Here is a 19,414-nt window from a genome sequence, read left to right as displayed (position 1 = left end):
CCTCCTGCCCCTGGACTCACCCCCGCTGTCCGTTCTCACGCGCGGCCACACGGTCGCGTACCCGGATGATCCTGCCGGCGCTTGCCCTGCATTAGCGGACATATCGGACAATTCGTGCAGTTACATTCTATAAACGCTTAATTTAAGCAATAGCAACGCTAATGCATAGCAAAATGGAAGGATGACTGTTTGCTCACCCAGAGTGACGGGAATATCACTTACCGGATGAGTCTTCAGCATCATCCGGGGACCTTTCTTGGACCTTAAGAAAGGTCCTGAGTACGGGGCAATCGAACCTTTAGGGGGAAAACGCAATGCCCAAGCTCAAGAGTGTTCTCGCGGGCCTCGCCCTCAGCACCGCCGTGACAGGTGGCGTCGTGGTCGCGGGCGCGACCATGACCACCACCAGCGCAGCTGCCGCCACTCAGGTCAGCGCGGGCACGTCGGTCCTGACCGGCGGGCACTGCGGCCACCGCTGCTGGTGGCGCAAGCACCACCGCAAGCAAGTCCGGGTCATCGTCGAGAACTTCAACATCAACCGGAACCCGAACGAGCACCGGCGCCACCACCGGAACTGGGGCTGGGACGACCTCGACTGACGTCGACAACCTCGCCGGCCGTCGCATGGCGCAGCCAGTGGATGACACGTCGGCTAGTGATCAATCGTCGTTGACGGCGCAGGAATGAGTGCTCGTTCTCATTGAGGATCGGTTCGGGCCCCTTTTCCGGGGATACGGTTTCCGCTCTGTGGTGAATTCCGGGCTCTCGGGGACGGGTCGCGTTCTATGGCGCGGCCCGTCCTGAGTTTTCCTTTCTCGTCTCCACGGCAACTTCGAGGGCTCCGCCGGCACTGGCGCCGGGGGAGCCCTCTCTTTTGTCGTGCACGGGCGCATCCCCGGAGGCGGGGATTTCGGCATGTCCCTTGTCGGGCTGTCTTACGGGAGCGCTGAGAGCCCTTGTGACGCGCGACGCGAACCTGGCTCAGGGGTGCGCAGGGGACATGGAAGAGCCCGTATCCAGCGGTGCGGCCTTTCGTGAGAAGGGCCGCACCGATGGATACGGGCGTCGGCGGTGCGCGGGAGCTCGGCGCCTGGGCCGACTCCAGGAGCGGATCCTGAGGGCTCGGAAGCCCCGGCCGTCCATGAGACGACGCAATGAGGGCCCCGCCGGCGCCATTGCCGGCGGAGCCCTCGAAGTTGCCGTGGAGACGAGAAAGGAAATCTCAGAACAGGCCGCGCCATCGCACACGGCCTGTCCCGAGAGCCCGGAATTCACTACGAGCCGGGAAACCACATCCCTGGAAAGGGACCGGACGACCATCAATGAAAACGAGCGCTCATCCCATCCGCACCCGGCGGTCGGCGAGGTCGCTCGCCCTAGTTGATGAGGTTGCCGTGGTGACGGCGGTGGTGGTGACGGTCGTGGCGGCGCTGCTTGTTCTCGTTGAAGTTGAAGTTCCGCACCACGACGCAGATGTGCTTGTTCTTGCTGCGACGGCCCCAGCCGCCGCCGTGGTGGTGGCCGCACCTGTGGCGGTTGCCGAAGTGGTGGTGCCCGAAGAAGCCGAAGCCGAGGCCGTTGTTGAAGCCGAAGTCGTCGCCGAAGTCGTCGTTGGCGACGACGGGCGCGGTGGTCGGCATGGCGACGGCGGCGGTCGCACCTCCGGCGACCAGGCCGCCGGTAAGCGCGGTGCTGACGGCGAGGCCCGCGATAACACTCTTGAGCTTGGGCATTGCGTTTTCCCCCTAAAGGACGGATTGCCCCGTTCTCGACGATCTGGACGGCTACTAATGAGTCATCCTGTGAATGTCATTTCCGGCCTGTGGCCTATGAAACGGAGTTCGCCCTATTTTGCTATGCAATAACAGTCTTATTGCTCAGGTTGTAGATCTTTCTCGCAAAATGGCATGATATGTCCGATTCAGGTGGAAATGGGGTGCGGCTGCGAAGGTGGAGCACCGCCTTTCCGGCCTGTTCTCCCGCAACGAATTCTCTGCGGAAACGGGCAGGCCGGAGCGCCCTCATGAATGCTGTTCCGGAAAAGAAGAAACGCGCGAACATGTCCGATCGCTGCTTCTTCTGCCATGTTCGCGCTGAAAACGGCGGCACCCAGCGAGCGAATTATCGCGGGGGCGCTTCCATGACCGGCGTCAACCGGAGGAGGCATGTGACGGGCTCCTCCGGCGCATGCCGTGGATGTGGCGCCATGTGCCGCGTCGTCGACCCTGACCGTTCGTCACGATGAGTGCCGTTGACATCACGCTGGGTGCCGCTGCTCTCATGTTTTCCGGCGATGGCTGCCATAAACGGCATGTGGTGGCTTTTGCCATGTTCTCGGCGTATCAAAAGATCGATTAGATCCCTAAGCAGGAAAAATCGGGACCTGTCCGGTCAGCGGGTGTCGATCCGCCTCAGGTAGTACGCGTGGCTGAACCCGAGCCGATCCGCGTCCACCCCCCGCACCTTCCGCCACCTGCCGAACTTCCGGCAGCTCCCCCACGCGTAGTCGCCCGGGTAGAGCTTGTCCACGATCCGGTACCGGGTCCCCGGCCCCCCGCGCACGTTGAGCCTCGTCTCGATCCGGCGCACCGCGTACCTGCACCGCTTCGGCGCCCGCCCGTCCCCGTCCCGCGCTCCCCCGACAGCGGCGGCCACCGTCGGGGCCTGCCCCCGGGCGGACCCCGCCGTGCCGGTCGCGAACCCGCCGCCCGCCACGACCGCGACCGCGAGCACCACCGCGACACGGCTGAACCTCATCACATTTCCCCTGTCCGTATCGTTGGACGTACGCGGCTGATGTCCTGCGGCGCGAGGTGAAAACGCGTCTGTACGGAATGCAGACCGCCCCTAAGCAGGATGGTTATGAGGAGGAGCCATGGCAGAGCCGGTCCCGCACTGGCCGGGACGGATGATCGGGCCCGTGCACGTCAGATCGACCCCGCAGGGCGCCCCCGAGCAGGCGGTGTTCGTGCACGGCCTGGCCGGCTCCGCGACCAACTGGACCGACCTGATGGACGAGCTGAAGGACGTCGTCACCGGTCACGCCGTCGACCTGCCCGGATCCGGATGCTCGCCCGCCGCCTCCGACGGCGACTACGGCGTCCCCGCGCACGCCCGCGCGGTTATCGGCCTGCTGGAGCACACCGGCCCGGCCCACCTGTTCGGCAACTCGCTCGGCGGCGCGGTCTCCGTGCGGGTCGCCGCCACCCGCCCCGACCTGGTGCGCTCGCTCACACTCGTCTCGCCCGCGCTGCCCGACCTGATCCCCAGGTACGGCCCGGTCCGGGTCGCGGCGGCCGCCACGCCCTGGGTGGGGGAGTGGCTGGCGGGCAGGCTCAAGCTGCTCCCGGCGGAGCGGCGTGTCGAGGCCACGTTCGCCATGGTCTGGGCGAACGCGCGGGCGATCCATCCGGTACGGCTGAGCGAGGCGGTCGAGGAGCTGCGCCGCCGCGACGACCTGCCGCACACCATCGCCGCCATGCTCGGCTCGGCCCGCGGCATCGTGGCCGAATACCTGCGCCGCGGCCCGCAGTCGCTGTGGCGGTTGGCCGCCAGGGTCGAGGCGCCCACGCTGATCATCCACGGCAGGCACGACCGGCTCGTGAGGCCCGCCATGGCCGCCCGGGCGGCGCGCACGTTCCGCCAGGTGAGGCTGGTTCTGCTGCCCGGATCCGGGCACGTGGCGATGATGGAGCAGCCCCGTCTCGTCGCGCTGGAGACGCGTCGTCTGATCGGTGAGACGCGATTGGGGAATGCCCCACTGCCCGGCTAGGTTTCAAAGGGAGATAAGACCCCTGGAACGGGAGCGTAGAAAGTGTCGTTGCCACCGCTGGTCGAGCCGGCTGACGAGCTGACCGTTGACGAAGTGCGCCGCTACTCGCGCCACCTGATCATCCCCGACGTGGGGATGGCCGGGCAGAAGCGGCTGAAGAACGCCAAGGTGCTGTGTGTGGGCGCCGGCGGCCTCGGTTCGCCCGCGCTGCTGTATCTCGCCGCGGCGGGCGTCGGCACGCTCGGCATCATCGACTTCGACGTCGTCGACGATTCCAACCTGCAGCGCCAGGTCATCCACGGCCAGGCCGATGTCGGCCGGCCCAAGGCCGAGAGCGCCGCCGACTCCGTGCGCGCCATCAACCCGCTGATCGACGTGGTGATCCACAACACCACGCTCACCACCGAGAACGTCATGGAGATCTTCTCCCAGTACGATCTCATCCTCGACGGCACCGACAACTTCGCCACCCGCTACATGGTGAACGACGCCGCGGTGCTGCTGGGCAAGCCGTACGTGTGGGGCTCGATCTACCGCTTCGACGGTCAGGCCAGCGTCTTCTGGGCCGAGCAGGGCCCCTGCTACCGCTGCCTCTACCCGGAGCCCCCGCCTCCCGGCATGGTCCCGTCCTGCGCCGAGGGCGGCGTGCTCGGCGTGCTGTGCGCGTCGGTCGGCTCCATCCAGGTCAACGAGGCCATCAAGCTGATCACCGGCATCGGCGAGCCGCTGGTGGGCCGGCTGATGATCTACGACGCCCTGGAGATGAAGTACCGCGACGTCAAGGTCCGCAAGGACCCCGAGTGCGTCCTGTGCGGCAAGAACCCGACGGTCACCGAGCTGCTCGAAGACTACGAGGCGTTCTGCGGCGCGCTGTCCGACGAGGCCGCCGAGGCGGTCTCCGGCTCCACCATCACCGCCCGCGAGCTCAAGGCCATGCAGGACAACGGCGACGGGATCTTCCTCGTCGACGTCCGCGAGCCCAACGAGTACGAGATCGTGAGCATCCCCGGCGCCACGCTGATCCCCAAGGGTGAGTTCCTCAACGGCTCCGCCCTGGAGAAGCTGCCGCAGGACAAGCGCATCGTGCTCCACTGCAAGTCGGGCGCCCGCTCCGCAGAGGCCCTGGCGGTCGTCAAGGACGCAGGGTTCTCCGACGCCGTCCACGTCGGCGGCGGCGTGCTGAGCTGGATCAAGACCGTCGACCCGAGCCTGCCGGAGTACTAGACCGGCGGTCCGGTTTCTGCGGATGGCGGAGGGTCGGCCGCATTAAGGTCGATCCTGTGGACAACGCTCGCCTCTGGCCCATCCTGGTGGTGGCCTCCGCGCTGACCTCGGTCTGCGCGGTGGCCGCCGGGGTCGCGGCGAGCTCGGTGAGCTCGGAGCTCACCCGCGGCCCGACGGCCGCCGAGCTCAGGGCGGCCTCCCAGCGCGAGGTCGCCGAGCGCTGGCGCACCTGGGACGCCGGCCGCATCTTCCCCGCCACGCTGTCCTACTCCGCCGAGCAGGGCGGCAAGGAGCGGGCCCGCAGGCTGGGCATCTCACCGACGACCGGCTGCGCCGGCGCGGTCGACGCCGTGGCCGTCCCCGCGCTGACGGAGTCGGGGTGCCGCGCCGTGCTGCGCGCCACGTACATCGACGCCCTGCGCGGCGTGCTCGTCACCATCGGCGTCGTCGCCCTGCCCGACGCGGCGCGCGCCGCCCGGGCCAAGTCCGCGTTCCCCGCCGGCGGCGAGCCGGTTCCCGGCCTGCTCCCGCTGGCCTTCCGCGGCACGGTGGCCGACCGGTTCGCGCCGGCGGTGCGCCAGCGGGGCTCGGTACGCCAGTCCGGGCCGTACCTGGTGCTGACCACGGCCGGTCAGGTGGACGGACGGCCCGGTGGCGCGGCCGAGCAGCGGCCGGCCGTCTTCGCCTTCGCCACCGAGATCTCCGAGCGCGTCCTCGCCGAACTGACCATGCCGCGGATGCCCGACTGCGCCTCCGAGGACTGGCAGTGCTGACCCGCCGCCCGCGTACCTCGCGCCCCGGCAGAGGCGGGCGCGGGCAGGCCGCGCTGACCGGGACGCTGGCGGTGGCCGGGGTGCTGTTGCTCGACGCGGCGCCCGCGGTGGCCGACGAGGTGCGGGCCAGTCAGGAGCGGGTCATCAAGACACTCGACCTGCCCGCCGCCTGGGAGGTCAGCCGGGGCGCGGGCGTCACCGTGGCCGTGCTCGACTCCGGCGTCGACCCCGGCCACCGCGACCTGGCCGGCTCCGTGACCGTGGGCGAGGACTTCACCGAGGGCGCCAACGCGCCGGGGGTGGCGCCGCGTCGCCTGCACGGCACGTACATGGCGTCACTGATCGCCGGCCACGGTCACGGCCCCGGCGGCGCCGACGGGATCATCGGCGTCGCCCCGGAGTCCGAGGTGCTGTCAGTACGGGTGATCCTGGAGGACGAGGAGCCGGGGTTCCGGACGTTCAACGTCGACCCGAGGTTCGAGGACGTGGTGGCCAGGGGCATCCGCTACGCGGTCGACCAGGGCGCCGACGTCATCAACCTGTCCATCTCGAAGGAGCTGGCCAGCAAGGCCGACCGGGCCGCGGTCCGCTACGCCATCGGCAAGGGCGTCGTGCTGGTCGCCGCGGCCGGCAACGAGGGCACCCGCAAGGTGGCGGGGGCGGCCCCGTACTCCTACCCGGCGGCCTTCCCCGGCGTGGTGGCGGTCGGCGCGGCCGACGCGGGCCTGCGGCGGGCGGCCTTCTCCAACGGGAACGCCTCGGTGCTGGTGGCCGCGCCCGGCGTCGACATCATGGGCGCGGGTCCCGGCGACGAGTACTGGACGGGCCGGGGCACCTCGCAGGCGACCGCCCTGGTCTCCGGCGTCGCGGCTCTCGTCAGGGCGAAATACCCGAAGATGTCGCCGCCGCTCGTGGCCCGCGCCCTCGCCGCCGGGGCCGTCGACAGCCCGCCCACCGGCTACGACACCGGCACCGGCTTCGGCGTCGTCAACGCCGCCAGGGCGCTGGCCGAGGCGGCCAAGCTCGCCGGACACACGGAGGCCGCGCCCGCCGCGCTGGCGCACGACCCCGACCGGCCGCTCGGCGGCGGCGCCGCGGGCCCGGTCAAGGTCGTCCACAGGGACGAGCGGCGCGTCGTGCTGCACGCGTCGATCGCGGTGGCGTCGGCCGGAGGCGCGGTCGGCTCGGTGGCGGTCATCCTCGCCTTGGTGAGGAGGGTGCGACGAGCGCACAATGACCAAGACGCATGATCCGCCCTGTTACGGGGACGAATGACACAGAAAGCCGAGCTTGGGAACGAGGCGGTGGTGAAGGCACGTAGGTCCACCACAGGGCTGCCGCGCGCCGCGGGGGACGCCACGCCGGGACGGAAGAACCCGCTCGGCGCCGGTACCGGCCGCAGGTCGCGGGTGCGCGACTGGTCGCCGGCGACCGGCCGGTCCATGTCCAGGCAGCGTGCCAGGCAACGGGCCGAGACCGACCAGTTGCAGCAGGGCGTCCGCTACCGGCGGGCGTTCGTGGCACTGGTGGGCGTCATCGTGGCACTCTCGGCCGTCGTCGTGCTGCTCGGCACCGTGGGCCTGTTCAAGGAGACGCGCTCGCGCCCGCTGACCGCCGAGGAGCAGAACCGCTACAAGCAGGAGGAGATCGCCCGGCGCTGGCAGTCGTGGCCCACCACCGGCATCTTCCCCGAGGAGCTGAAGTACCTCGGCCTCGACCGCACCCAGCAGTACGCCAGGCGGGTCGGCATCGCCCCCGAGGCCAGGTGCCGCGACGCCGTGGACCCCGCGGTCGGCGCGATCCTGGCCGAGCACGGCTGCGTGAGCCTGCTGCGCGCCACGTACGTCGACCAGAGCTCCACCTTCGTCTTCACCATCGGCGTGGCCGTGCTCAAGGACCAGGAGGCCAGGGCCTCGGCCGGTGGGGACCTCACCCAGGACGACCGGGTGGGCGTGCTGCCCGTCGCCTTCCCCGGCACCGTGGCCGAGCGGTTCGGCGCCGAGCAGCGCCAGCGCACCGGCTGGGCCGGCGCCGGGCCCTACCTCGTCTTCACCACCGGCGGCTACGCCGACGGCCGCACCAGGGCCGCGATCCCGCCGGAGGAGGAGCTGCACAGCGAGCTCTGGCCGGCCGCCCGGTCGATCGGCAACCAGATCGCCTACTTCCTGGCGGATCCGCCCAAGGTCCCGCCGTGCACCCAGGGGAACGTGTGCTGACCGTCGTGCGCGCCCTGGTCGCCGCCCTTCTCCTGCTGCAGACCCCGGCGCACGCCGCGCCCATCCGCGACCGGCAGCAGTGGGTGCTCGACGCGCTCAACGTCGAGCAGGCGTGGCGGACCACCAAGGGCGCCGGCGTCACCGTGGCCGTCATCGACAGCGCGGTCGACCCCGACGTCAAGGAGCTGCGCGGCCGGGTCACCGTCGGCCCCGACATGAGCTCGGGCGCGGTGCGCCGCGAGGTGACCCCGGGCCGCCACGGCACCGCGATGGCGGGGCTCATCGCCGCCTCCGGCGCCGACGACGGCTACGTCGGCGTCGCGCCCGAGGTCCGCGTGCTGTCCCTGCCGCTGGCGGTGGCGGAGGACCCGGACCGGGTGGACCCGCCGCTGGCCGACGACCGCGCGGTGATCGAGAGCCCGCTCGCGCGGGCCCTGCGGTACGCGGTCAACCAGGGCGCGCAGGTCGTCAGCATGTCCATCGGCACGTACGGGGCCCACAGGTCCGAGCGCGAGGCGGTCTCGTACGCGCTCGGCAAGGGCGTGGTGCTGGTCGCGGCCGTCGGCAACGACGGGAAGACGGAGTACGCCAGGGAGAACGGCACCTCCTACTGGAGCTTCCCGGCCGGATACCCGGGCGTCATCGGCGTCGCGGCCGTCGACAAACAGCGCAGGGTGGCTTCGTACAGCAGTGACAACCTGTCGGTGCTGGTCGCGGCGCCGGGCTCGGGGGTCCCCGTGGTCAGGCGCGGCAGCGGCTATGAGCTGTCGGAGGGCACCAGCTCGGCGGCGGCTCTGGTGTCGGGGGTCGCCGCCCTGATCAAGGCGCGTTACCCCGGCCTGCGGCCCGACCAGGTGGCGCAGGCGCTGGCCGCGGGCGCGAAGGGCAGGCCGGCCGACGGCTATGACGAGGAGGTCGGCTTCGGCGTGGTCGACGCGGGCGCCGCGCTGGACGCCGCGGCCACGCTCGGCGGGCAGCGCCGCAGCGTCCCCGTACCCGACGATCAGCACTTCGGGCAGGGGGAGGACTCCCCGCCGCCGGCGGCGCCGGGGCCGGACGCGTGGCGGCTCTGGCTGTACGGGATTGGGGTTCTAGTGGCCCTTGTCATGTTCTGCGGTGGAATCGTGGTTCTCAACCAACGCAGGGAGTGAAGATCCGCTAAGGTCGCGCCCCATGGGATACGAACTGCGCGTGGTTCGTGAGTCGCCGATCGCCCTCGCGGACCTCGCGAAGGCGATCGAGCCGGCGGGGTTCGAGCTGCGCGGTTCCGAAGAGATCGTCGCCAGGCACGGCGACGGCGCCCACGCGGTGGGGGCGTGGCGCGGCCAGGTGGTCGGCGAACCCGGCTCCGACTGGCAGGTGGCGCAGCTCGTGAGGCTCTCGGCGGCGCTCGGCGCCCGGCTCGTGGGCGAGGACGGCGAGGTCTACGCGCTGCGCGACGGCGCGGTCGAGGTGCTGGCCGAAGGACTGGCGACGGAGCTCGGCAGGCTCGACGAGATGCTCCGAGCGGGCCCGGCGGCGTGGACCCCCTGAACCCGTACGCCGAGCGGGTGCTCGACGTCGTCGACCGCATCCCTCCCGGCAAGGTCATGTCCTACGGCGACGTCGCCGAGTATCTCGGCGAGGGCGGCCCGCGTCAGGTCGGGCGGGTCATGTCCACCTGGGGAGGCGGCGTGCCCTGGTGGCGCGTGGTACACGCCGACGGCACGGGCGCCCCCGGACACCAGGCACGATGCCTGTCCCACTGGCGCGAGGAGGGCACCCCGCTGCGCGGCGAACGGGTCGACATGCGCCGGGCGCGCTGGGACGGGCGTTCAGCGGATTCACAGGAAGCCCGTTGACCTGCCTCTTCGCGAACTGTGCGAATTCACATCTTGTGACTCCTATTACCATGGGCTGAACATAACGGCGGCCTGAAAGGCGGTGCCTACCGCGATGGCTAACGGCCTGACAGCCCAGAGCCCCGGCGGCGAAGCGATCCCCGACCGCCTGAAGGCTGTCCAGGACCTTTGCGACCGCGGCGAGCCGCTCGACGAGATCATGGCCCTGGTCGGGACCGGCGGGCGCAGCGCGGAGTTCGACACCGAGGTGCTCAGCGGGCCGCTGGGCGCGCGGATGGACCTGGCGGTCAAGCGCGGCCCCGACACGCGGCGCGAGCTCCTCACCCTCGTGCGCCCGTACCTCTCCGGGGTGGACCCGAAGGTCAAGCGCGAGCTGCCGGTCGCGCGCCGCCTCATGTGCCACCTCATCGAGACCCGCGCCGACGAGGAGCTGGTCGAGGGAGAGACGCTCGCCCAGGTCGTGGCGGCCGCGGCCGAGCCGTCCAAGCGCATCCGCAAGGGCCTGCGCTGGTACGCCGACCTGCCTCTCAAGGACGAACTGCCGGCCGACCTGTACCGGCTGCGCAAGGCCGACCTCGTGCCCGTCACGCACATCGACGACATCGTGTGGGACGGCCGCAAGCTGCGCATCTCCGGCTACGCCTACCTGGCCGGGCTCTCGGTCCGCAGCCGCCGGGCCAACTGGGCGACGGTGGTCCTGCGCGGCCCGCGCTGGCTGCCGCCGGTGCGCCTGCGCACCAGGCGCGTGCTGGCCCCCGAGGCCACCCACGGCGCCCGCGAGGTCGGCTGCAACTACGACTGGTCCGGCTTCACCGCCGAGCTGAACCCGTGGGCGCTGCGCTGGCGCGGTGCGGCCAGGGGCATGGTCTCCGCGGTGCGCCGCCGGCTGCGCCGCCGCCCGGCCGTGGCCGACACCACGACGTGGCGGGCCGAGATCGTGTTCTGGAGCCGCGGCGCCCGGGCCACCGGCCTGCTGCGCGGCTACGGCGTCGGGCGCAGCGAGCGGCCCGCCGGCCGCCAGCTCAGCCCCGGCTGGTGGGTCAGGCCGGTGTGGACCTCCGACCGCGCGCTCCAGGTGGCGTTCCAGCCCAACCGGGCCGAGCTCACCGGCGTCCGCGTGGACGACGAGCACCTGCAGTTGAAGATCACCCTGGCCGGCCGGGTCGTGACCAAGGGCCACGCCCGGGTCGGCGGCCACCGCATGGCCGCGGACTTCACCCCCAAGGGCGCCGCCACCGAGGTGACGCTCGACCTCGCCGTGCCCGCGCTGCTGCAGGAGAAGGACGGCCGCCGCCTGTGGGTCGAGCCCAAGGGCGACCCGGCCGCCACCGTCATGCTCGGCGACCTGGGGGAGACCAGGTTCACCAGCGGCGACCGCGAGATCACCGTGCTGGGCGACCGGCGTGACCGCGTGATCATCTCCGCCCACCGCATCCGGCCCGTCATCGTCTCGGCCGTGTGGGAGGGCACCACGCTCGTGCTGCGCGGCCGCTACCCCGACGCCGCGGGCCCGCGCGCCGTCTCGCTGCGCCACCGCTCCGGGCTGTCCTACCAGCTGCCGATGACGCGTACCGGTGAGGACTTCGAGGTGCGGTTCGAGCCCGGCGCGATGGACCGCTTCGGCGAGCCCGTGCCGCTGGCCTCCGGCACCTGGAACATGTCCATGCGGCACCCGTCCGGCGAGATCGTCCCGGTGCGCATGGACCACGCCGCGCTGGAGGGCCTCGACGAGAGCCCGCGCACGGCCGGCGGCCACTGCTTCCGCATCGTGTCGACCCGCTTCGACGTGCCGGTGGTGCTGTCGGAGGAGGACCGGCCCGCGAACGAGAAGGGCCTGGCCGGCACCCACGTGCTGCGCAAGGTCTTCTACCCGCAGCAGCGCACCGAGCCGCTGGACGACGCCACCGTCTACGTGGTCAACGAGGGCCGCCTGTACGCCGACAGCGTCCGCGCCATCTACGAGGAGCGGCTGCGCCGCGGCGACGACCGCGAGCACATCTGGATCGTCAAGGACGGCGCGTTCACCCCTCCCGGCCCCGCCACCGTCGTGCGGGCCGGCAGCCGCGAGCACAAGGCGGCGCTGGCCAGGTCCCGCTACATCGTGACGAACTCGTTCCTGCCCGTCTGGTTCCGCTCCCGCGAGGGCCAGGTGGTGCTGCAGACCTGGCACGGCACCCCGGTCAAGCACATCGGCAATGACCAGCCGCACATGCGCCGCGACCCCAGACCGCCGGTCTGGCACCGGCAGGCCGCCGACGTGCGCGGCTGGGACGTGCTGCTGTCGCAGTCGCCGTGGGCCACGCCCGTGCTGCGCAAGGCGTTCGGCTACCAGGGCGAGGTGCTGGAGAGCGGGCTGCCCCGCAACGACGTGCTGACCTCGCCCGACCGCGAGCAGCTCGCGGCGAAGGTGCGCGCGCGCCTCGGGCTGGCCGAGGGCAAGCGGGTCGTCCTGTACGCGCCCACGTGGCGTGACTACGACCGCAAGAACGCCATGGTCAAGCTCGACCTGGCGAAGGCCAGGGAGGCGCTGGGGGCGGACCACGAGCTGCTGGTGCGCGCGCACCCGATGCAGGCCGCGCCCGCCGTTCCCGACATCGCTCACGACGTCACGACTTATCCGGATATGGCGGATCTGCTGCTCGTGACGGACGTCCTGGTGACCGACTACTCGTCCGTCCTGGCCGACTTCGTCGTGACCGGCAGGCCGATCGTCCTGTACGGCTACGACCTGCCCAAGTACTCGGCCAAGCGCGGCCTCTACCTGGACCTGCCGGAGATCGCGCCGGGCCCGGTGCTGCCGACGTCGGCCGAGGTGATCGACGCGCTGCGGTCGATCGACGAGGTGGCGGCGGCCCACGCCGACCGCTACGACGCCTTCCGCGCCACGTTCGCGCCCCGCGACGACGGCAAGGCCACCGCCCGCGTCGTGGACCACATCTTCTCCTGACGCCCGTGTTCCCGCCCGGCGTGTCGGGCGGGAAAACTCAGATTTGCCCCGCTACCCTGGACGATCGCTCGGGAGACCGGTCAATCCGGCACGATCTACCCCTGTGGTCTGGTGGAATCTAGGGTTGTGAGTGGTCAGACCTGGCGGCTGGTGCGCCGTGGCAGTGGGGGGCCTGCTGAGCCTCCTGTGCTGGACGAACATCAGCGCGCGGTGGTCGGCCATCCCGGCGGCCCGCTGCTCGTGCTGGCCGGGCCCGGCACCGGCAAGACCACCACGATCGTCGAGAGCGTGGTCGACCGGATCGAGCGCCGGGGCGCCGACCCCGAGCGCGTGCTGATCCTCACCTTCAGCCGCAAGGCGGCCGAGGAGCTGCGCCGCCGCGTCACCGGGCGGCTGCGCCGCACCACCCGCACGCCGGTGGCCATGACGTTCCACTCCTACGCCTACGCGCTGCTCCGCCGCGCGGCGGTGCTGGCGGGCGAGCCGCCGCCCCGGCTGCTGACCGGGCCCGAGCAACTGCTGGAGGTGCGGCGGCTGCTCCACGGCGAGCTGGAGGACGGCGCGCTCGACTGGCCGGAAGACCTGCGCGAGCCGCTCCGGACCCGCGGGTTCGCCGAGGAGCTGCGCGACTTCCTGTCCCGCGCGGCCGAGCGCGGGCTGGACGGCGAGCGGCTCAGGGAGCTCGGCAGGCGGCACGGTCGTGGCGACTGGGTGGCCGTGGGCCGCTTCGCCGACCGCTACGAGACCCGCTTCGACCTCGATCCTGAACGGACGCTCGACTACGCCGAGCTGATCGCCGAGGCGGGCAGGCTGCTGGCGGACCCCGGCGTGCGGGCGCGCGAGCGGGCCGCGCTCGACGCCGTGTTCGTGGACGAGTACCAGGACACCGACCCGGCCCAGGAGTTCCTGCTCCAGCAGCTGGCCGGCGACGGGCGCGACCTGGTCGCGGTGGGCGACCCCGACCAGTCGATCTACGGGTTCCGCGGCGCGGACGTGCACGGCATCCTGGGCTTCCCGCAGCGCTTCCGTACCCTCGACGGCCGCGACGCGCCGATCGTGGCGCTGCGCGTGTGCCGCCGCAGCGGCGCCGACCTGCTGGCCGCGACCCGGCGCGTGGCCGCCCGCCTCCCCGCAGCCCCCCTGCCGACCACGGACCCCGCGCCGAACCCCGCCGCACCGGAGCCCGCCGGGCGGGCCTTCGGCGGGCGCGGGCATCGTGACCTGGTGCCGTCGCCCGACGCGCCGCCGGGTGAGGTGCGGGTGCTGCTGGCCGACAGCACGAGCCAGGAGGCCGCGGTGGTGGCCGACACGCTGCGCCGCGCCCACCTGATCGAGGGCGTGCCCTGGCACCGGATGGCGGTGCTGGTGCGCTCGGCCAAGCGCCAGGTGCCCCTGCTGCGCCGGGCGCTGGTCAACGCCGGCGTGCCCACGATGATCGCCGGCGACGAGGTGCCGATCGCCCAGGAGCCCGGCGTCCGCCCCCTGCTGACGATGCTCAAGGTCGCGGTCGACCCGGCCGAGCTGGACGAGAACGTCGCCGAGGAGTTGCTGACCGGCCCGCTGGGCGGCACCGACATGATCGGCGTGCGCCGCCTCCGCCGCGCGCTCAAGATCGCCGAGAACGAGCTCGCCGCCGACCCCCCGGAGCTCCCGTACGTGCCGCGCTCGTCCGGCGAGCTGCTGGTCGCCGCGATCAGGGACCCCCGCGAGCTCGTACGGATCGAGCCGCACGTCGCGGTGCCCGCCGAGCGCGTCGCCAAGCTGCTGGCCACCGCCCGCACGGCGGTGGAGGAGCAGGGCAGCGCCGAAGAGGTGCTGTGGGCCGTCTGGCAGGCCGCCGGACTGGCCGGGAAGTGGACCGACACCAGCCTGTCCGGCGGCACCAGGGGCGCCCAGGCCGACCGCGACCTCGACGCGGTGGTGGCGCTGTTCGACCAGGCCGCCCGGTTCGTCGACCGGATGCCCAAGGCCGGGCCCGAGGTGTTCCTGGACGACCTGGCGTCCCAGGAGATCCCCGGCGACACGCTGGCCGAGCGGGCCCCCGACGGCGACGCGGTGCGCGTGCTGACCGCCCACCGGGCCAAGGGCCTGGAGTGGGACATCGTGGTGGTGACGGGCGTGCAGGAGGCGGTCTGGCCCGACCTGCGGCTGCGCGGCACCATGCTCGGCGTGGAGGACCTCGTCGAGGTGGTCGAGGGAGGCCGCCCGAACGCGGCCTCGCTCGCCTCCAAGCTGCTGGCCGAGGAGCGGCGGCTGTTCTACGTGGCCGCCACCCGCGCCCGTCATCGGCTCGTCGTCACCGCGGTCGGCGGCGAGGACACCGACGAGCGGCCGTCCAGGTTCCTGTCCGAGCTGATGCCGGGCGCGGTCGAGGAGGCCGGCGTCGGCGACCGGTCGCGCTGGCTCAGCATGCCGGCGCTCGTGGCCGACCTGCGCAGCGCCGTCACCGACCCCACCAAACCGGCGAAGATGCGCAGGAACGCGGCCAGACAGCTCGCCAGGCTCGCCGCCGCCGGCGTGCCCGGCGCCCACCCCAACGACTGGTACGCGCTCACGCCGATCTCCGACGACCGGCCGCTGAGCTGGCCCGACAACGTGGTCACCATCTCCCCGTCCGCCGTGGAGAGCTTCACCAAGTGCGGCCTGCGCTGGCTGCTGGAGACGGCCGTCGGCGCCGCCGGCACCAGCACCGCGCAGGGCCTCGGCAACGTCATCCACGCGCTCGCCGTGATCGCCGCCACCGGCCTGCCCGACGAGGACATGCTCGGCAAACGCCTCGACGACGTCTGGAAGGAGCTCGACTTCGGCGGCGTCTGGTTCAACCGCAAGCAGCGGCAGGTGGCCGAGCAGATGATCGGCAAGTTCCTGCGCTGGCAGGAGGACAACGGCCGCGACCTGATCGCCCTGGAGGAGTCGTTCGTGGCCACCATCGCCGAAGGCGTCCAGATCAAGGGCCGGGTCGACCGGCTGGAGCGCGACGAGGACGGCCGCGCGGTGATCATCGACCTCAAGACCGGCGGCTCCAAACCCAGGCCCGGCGACCTCGACCGCCACCCCCAGCTCGGCGTCTACCAGCTCGCCGCGCTGCTGGGCGCGTTCGCCAGGCACGGCATGGACGAGCCGGGCGGCGCCGCGCTCGTCCAGCTCGGCAAGGCCGCGGGCAAGCACGACGCGATCGAGCAGAAGCAGGACGCGCTCGCCGACGACCAGAACCCCGGCTGGGCCAAGGACCTGGTCGACACCGTGGCGATAGGCATGTCCGGCCCCCTCTTCCAGGCCAGGACGAACGACGGCTGCCGCACCTGCGCGGCCAGGGCGAGCTGCCCCGTGAACGACAGCGGGGGACAGGTGTGCTGAACCCGGTCGAACTGGCCGACAAGCTCGGCATCCTGCCGCCCACCGCCGAACAGGCCACCGTCATCGAGGCCCCGCTGGAGCCGATGGTCGTCATGGCCGGCGCGGGCTCGGGCAAGAGCGAGACCATGGCCGGCCGCGTGGTCTGGCTGGTCGCCAACGGCCTGGTCAAGCCCGCGAACGTGCTCGGCCTGACGTTCACCCGCAAGGCCGCCGCCGAGCTGGCCACCCGCGTCAGGGAACGGCTCGCCGGGCTCGCCGAGGCCGGCCTGGTCGAGCCCGAGCTGCTGCACGACGAGCCGACCGTCTCCACCTACCACGCCTACGCCTCGCGCCTGGTCACCGACCACGCGCTGCGCGAGGCGCTGGAGCCCACCATGCGGCTGGTCACCCCGGCCGTCTCCTGGCAGCTCGCCTCGCGCGTGGTCGCCATGTACGACGGGCCGATGGACAGGATCGAGCTGGGCCCCGCCTCGGTCACCGCCGCCGTCCTGGAGCTCGCCGGTGAGCTGTCGGAGCACCTGCGCGGCCCCGGCGACGTGCGCAGGATCGGCGAATGGCTCCGCGATCGGCACGCCGAGCTGCCCGGCCGCGTCACCAAGGCGCAGGGCCGGCCGGTCGTCGTGCACGAGGCCAGGGAGCAGCTGCTGCCGCTCGTGGAAGCGTACGAGAGACTCAAGCGCAGGCGGGAGGTCATCGACTACGGCGACCAGATGGCGCTGGCGGCGCGGATCGCCGCCGGACACAAGGAGGTCGGCGAGATCGAGCGCTCCCGCTTCGCGGTGGTGCTGCTCGACGAGTACCAGGACACCAGCCACGCCCAGCTCGTGCTGTTGCGCTCGCTGTTCGGCGGCGGGCACCCCGTCACCGCCGTCGGCGACCCCTGCCAGTCCATCTACGGCTGGCGCGGCGCCTCGGCCGGCAACCTGCGCCGCTTCCCGGCCGACTTCCGCGCCGCCTCAGGAGACCCGGCGCCGGTGCGGCAGCTCAGCGTCAGCTTCCGCAACGGCGACCGGGTGCTCGACGTCGCCGCCCGGGTCCAGCTCCCGCTGCGCATGGAGGCCCGCGAGGTGCCTGTGCTGGTCCCCGGCGCCAACCGGGTCGACCGGGGCCGGGTCACCTGCGCCTTCCACGAGACCGCCGAGGACGAGGCCGCGTGGATCGCCGGCATGGTCGCCAAGCTGATCGGCCAGGAGGTCGCGCCCGACGGGCTGCCCTGGGGCGACAAGGAGCGCAAGAAGACCCTCGCCATCCAGCCGCAGGACGTCGCCATCCTGGCCCGCAAGCGCTCGCAGTTCCCCGCCCTGCGCAGGGCGCTGGAGGACCGCGACATCCCGGTCGAGGTGGTCGGTCTCGGCGGCCTGCTCACCGTGCCCGAGGTGAGCGACATCGTGGCCACGCTGCGCGTGCTCTACGACGCGACCGCCGGCGACGCGCTGGCCCGGCTGCTGGCCGGGCCGCGCTGGCGGATCGGCCCCGCCGACCTGCGGGTCCTCGGCGACCACGCCCGCGAGCTGGTCCGCCAGTCCCGCGAGAGCCGCCACGAGGACGACCCGCTGGAGCAGGCCGTCGCCGACCTGGCCGACGAGCAGGGCAGCCTGGTCGACGCGCTGGACGAGCTGCCCGACAGGGAGGAGTGGCTGGCGTCGTTCTCGCCGCTGGCCGCCACCCGGCTGGTCGCGCTCGCGCACGAGCTGCGCCAGCTCCGCGCGCACACCGCGCAGCCGCTGCCCGACCTGATCAGCGAGGTGGAGCGGCGGCTCGGCCTGGACATCGAGGTGGCCGCCCGCAGCGGCACGGCGAGCGCGTTCGCCGCCAGGGCCGACCTGGACGCGTTCCTGGACGCGGCCTCCCGGTTCGCGGGCGACGCCGAGGACCCGACGCTGGGCGCGTTCCTCGCCTACCTGGAGGCGGCCGAGAGCGAGGAGTTCGGGCTGGAGGGCGGCCGGGTCGGCGAGAGCAACAGCGTCAAGCTGATGACCGTGCACGCCTCCAAGGGCCTTGAGTGGCCCGTCGTGGTCGTGCCCGGACTGTCGCAGCTCCTCAGCTCCATGGGCACGATCACCACGGGCAGCGTGTTCCCCGCCACCCCCGTCGTGAACGGCCGCTGGACGGAGAACCCGCGCAAGCTGCCCTACCCGCTCCGCGGCGACGCCGCCGACCTGCCCAGGCTCACCGGCCTCGGCAAGGAGGAGCTGGCCGCCTTCGACGAGCACTGCCGCGCCAGGGACCTCATGGAGGAGCGGCGGCTGGCGTACGTGGCCGTCACCCGCGCCCACTACCACCTGATCGCCTCCGGCTACCGGTGGGGCACCGCCTCCAAGCCGCTCGCGCCGTCGGAGTTCCTGCTGGAGATCCGCGACACCGCCGACCGGGTCGCGGTCTGGGCCCCGGACCTCGAACCCGGCGCCACCAACCCGCTGCTGGCCGAGCCTCCCCAGGCCATCTGGCCGGTCGAGCCTGCCGGTCTGCGGTACGAGTCCGTCCTCGACGGCGCCCGGCTGGTGGAGGACGCGCTCGCGGGCGGCCTGGACGGCGACGAGGACGAGGCGTTGCGCGCCTTCGAGGAGGAACGCGTCCAGGCCTGGGAGCGCGACACCGACCTGCTGCTGCGCGAGCGCGAGCTGCACCGGCGGCCCGACTCCACCACCGTCGAGCTGCCCGCCAGGCTGACCGTCTCGTCCCTCGTCACCCTGGCGGACGATCCGCGCGAGCTGGCCCGCAGGATCCGCCGCCCGGTCCCGATCAAGCCCGCGCCGCTGGCTCGGCGCGGCACCTCCTTCCACAGGTGGCTGGAGACCCGCTGGGACCAGCAGCGGCTCATCGACGACTTCGAGCTCGGCCTGGACGTCGAGCCGGAGGAGGCGGACGTGCGGCTGGCTGAGCTGCAGGAGCGGTTCGAGCAGAGCGAGTGGGCGGATCGGCGGCCGGTCGACATGGAGGTGCCGTTCGAGACCATGATCGCCGACCGGCTGGTGCGCGGCCGCATGGACGCCGTCTTCGAGCTGTCCGACGGCCGCTACGAGGTCGTCGACTGGAAGACCGGGCGCCCGCCCAAGGGCAAGGCGGCCCGCGCCGCGTCCGTGCAGCTCGCCGCGTACCGCCTGGCCTGGTCCCACCTGGCCGGCGTGCCCCTGGACCGCGTCGGCGCGGCCTTCCACTACGTCCGCGCCAACCTCACCGTCCGCCCCGTCAACCTGCTCGACGCCGACGGCCTGGTAGCGCTCATCGAATCGGTCCCCACAACCTGACCCCACACCCCACCGCCGCGCATCCGCCCTCCGGAA

The 19,414-nt window shown here is 72.2% G+C and carries 14 protein-coding genes; 12 read left to right on the top strand and 2 right to left on the bottom strand.

Annotation, left to right across the window (positions count from 1 at the left end):
- Nucleotides 1–314: 314 nt before the first annotated feature.
- Nucleotides 315–599 carry a hypothetical protein gene (locus tag ACIBF7_RS36050; RefSeq protein ID WP_148029275.1) on the top strand — a complete coding sequence of 95 codons (285 nt, stop codon included), beginning with the start codon at nucleotides 315–317 and terminating at the stop codon, nucleotides 597–599.
- Between the two features lie 777 nt (nucleotides 600–1,376).
- On the opposite strand, the gene ACIBF7_RS36045 is transcribed toward ACIBF7_RS36050, so the two are convergent.
- Both ACIBF7_RS36045 and ACIBF7_RS36040 read right to left on the bottom strand, forming a co-directional pair.
- Nucleotides 1,377–1,733, bottom strand: a complete 357-nt coding sequence (locus tag ACIBF7_RS36045) for a hypothetical protein (RefSeq protein ID WP_397199153.1) — start codon at nucleotides 1,731–1,733, stop codon at nucleotides 1,377–1,379.
- 658 nt (nucleotides 1,734–2,391) lie between these two features.
- Nucleotides 2,392–2,757, bottom strand: coding sequence for a hypothetical protein (locus tag ACIBF7_RS36040; protein ID WP_397199152.1), 366 nt, complete (start codon nucleotides 2,755–2,757; stop codon nucleotides 2,392–2,394).
- A 118-nt stretch (nucleotides 2,758–2,875) separates the two neighbouring features.
- On the opposite strand from ACIBF7_RS36040, the gene ACIBF7_RS36035 reads away from it, so the two are divergent.
- From ACIBF7_RS36035 to ACIBF7_RS35985, 11 genes are all read left to right on the top strand, one after another.
- A complete protein-coding gene (locus ACIBF7_RS36035; protein ID WP_271276323.1) occupies nucleotides 2,876–3,772 on the top strand; it encodes an alpha/beta fold hydrolase in 897 nt (298 codons plus the stop codon).
- Nucleotides 3,773–3,814: 42 nt separating this feature from the next.
- Nucleotides 3,815–4,996, top strand: coding sequence for an adenylyltransferase/sulfurtransferase MoeZ (moeZ, locus tag ACIBF7_RS36030; RefSeq protein WP_148029279.1), 1,182 nt, complete (start codon nucleotides 3,815–3,817; stop codon nucleotides 4,994–4,996).
- 56 nt (nucleotides 4,997–5,052) lie between these two features.
- Nucleotides 5,053–5,769: a hypothetical protein gene (locus tag ACIBF7_RS36025; protein ID WP_261808307.1), complete on the top strand. Its 717-nt coding sequence runs from the start codon at nucleotides 5,053–5,055 to the stop codon at nucleotides 5,767–5,769.
- Nucleotides 5,763–7,019: a S8 family serine peptidase gene (locus tag ACIBF7_RS36020; protein WP_261808308.1), complete on the top strand. Its 1,257-nt coding sequence runs from the start codon at nucleotides 5,763–5,765 to the stop codon at nucleotides 7,017–7,019. The genes ACIBF7_RS36025 and ACIBF7_RS36020 overlap by 7 nt, the downstream gene beginning before the upstream one ends.
- 57 nt (nucleotides 7,020–7,076) lie before the next feature.
- Nucleotides 7,077–7,985: a hypothetical protein gene (locus ACIBF7_RS36015; protein WP_271276324.1), complete on the top strand. Its 909-nt coding sequence runs from the start codon at nucleotides 7,077–7,079 to the stop codon at nucleotides 7,983–7,985.
- Nucleotides 7,979–9,136: a S8 family peptidase gene (locus ACIBF7_RS36010; RefSeq protein ID WP_397199150.1), complete on the top strand. Its 1,158-nt coding sequence runs from the start codon at nucleotides 7,979–7,981 to the stop codon at nucleotides 9,134–9,136. The genes ACIBF7_RS36015 and ACIBF7_RS36010 overlap by 7 nt, the downstream gene beginning before the upstream one ends.
- Nucleotides 9,137–9,158: 22 nt before the next feature.
- Nucleotides 9,159–9,518 (top strand): hypothetical protein, encoded by a 360-nt coding sequence (locus ACIBF7_RS36005; protein WP_148029281.1) that lies wholly within the window; start codon nucleotides 9,159–9,161, stop codon nucleotides 9,516–9,518.
- Nucleotides 9,506–9,826, top strand: coding sequence for an MGMT family protein (locus tag ACIBF7_RS36000; RefSeq protein ID WP_148029282.1), 321 nt, complete (start codon nucleotides 9,506–9,508; stop codon nucleotides 9,824–9,826). Before ACIBF7_RS36005 ends, ACIBF7_RS36000 begins: the two co-directional genes overlap by 13 nt.
- A 94-nt stretch (nucleotides 9,827–9,920) precedes the next feature.
- Nucleotides 9,921–12,773: a CDP-glycerol glycerophosphotransferase family protein gene (locus ACIBF7_RS35995; RefSeq protein ID WP_364237127.1), complete on the top strand. Its 2,853-nt coding sequence runs from the start codon at nucleotides 9,921–9,923 to the stop codon at nucleotides 12,771–12,773.
- A 186-nt stretch (nucleotides 12,774–12,959) separates the two neighbouring features.
- Nucleotides 12,960–16,130, top strand: a complete 3,171-nt coding sequence (locus ACIBF7_RS35990) for an ATP-dependent helicase (RefSeq protein ID WP_397199149.1) — start codon at nucleotides 12,960–12,962, stop codon at nucleotides 16,128–16,130.
- Nucleotides 16,124–19,378, top strand: coding sequence for an ATP-dependent DNA helicase (locus ACIBF7_RS35985; protein ID WP_364237123.1), 3,255 nt, complete (start codon nucleotides 16,124–16,126; stop codon nucleotides 19,376–19,378). Before ACIBF7_RS35990 ends, ACIBF7_RS35985 begins: the two co-directional genes overlap by 7 nt.
- Nucleotides 19,379–19,414: the final 36 nt, after the last annotated feature.

The organism is Nonomuraea sp. NPDC050478 (assembly GCF_044458265.1).
In the GTDB taxonomy this organism is placed as follows: domain Bacteria; phylum Actinomycetota; class Actinomycetes; order Streptosporangiales; family Streptosporangiaceae; genus Nonomuraea; species Nonomuraea ferruginea.
Note: the sequence above shows the minus strand (reverse complement) of the source record. Positions and strands in the feature narration are given on the sequence as shown.

Excerpts from the sequence above, each read along its gene's own strand:
- ACIBF7_RS36050 (WP_148029275.1), top strand. The coding sequence starts at position 315 with ATGCCCAAGCTCAAGAGTGTTCTCGCGGGCCTCGCCCTCAGCACCGCC.
- ACIBF7_RS36045 (WP_397199153.1), bottom strand. The coding sequence starts at position 1,733 with ATGCCCAAGCTCAAGAGTGTTATCGCGGGCCTCGCCGTCAGCACCGCG.
- ACIBF7_RS36040 (WP_397199152.1), bottom strand. The coding sequence starts at position 2,757 with ATGAGGTTCAGCCGTGTCGCGGTGGTGCTCGCGGTCGCGGTCGTGGCG.
- ACIBF7_RS36035 (WP_271276323.1), top strand. The coding sequence starts at position 2,876 with ATGGCAGAGCCGGTCCCGCACTGGCCGGGACGGATGATCGGGCCCGTG.
- ACIBF7_RS36005 (WP_148029281.1), top strand. The coding sequence starts at position 9,159 with ATGGGATACGAACTGCGCGTGGTTCGTGAGTCGCCGATCGCCCTCGCG.
- ACIBF7_RS35995 (WP_364237127.1), top strand. The coding sequence starts at position 9,921 with ATGGCTAACGGCCTGACAGCCCAGAGCCCCGGCGGCGAAGCGATCCCC.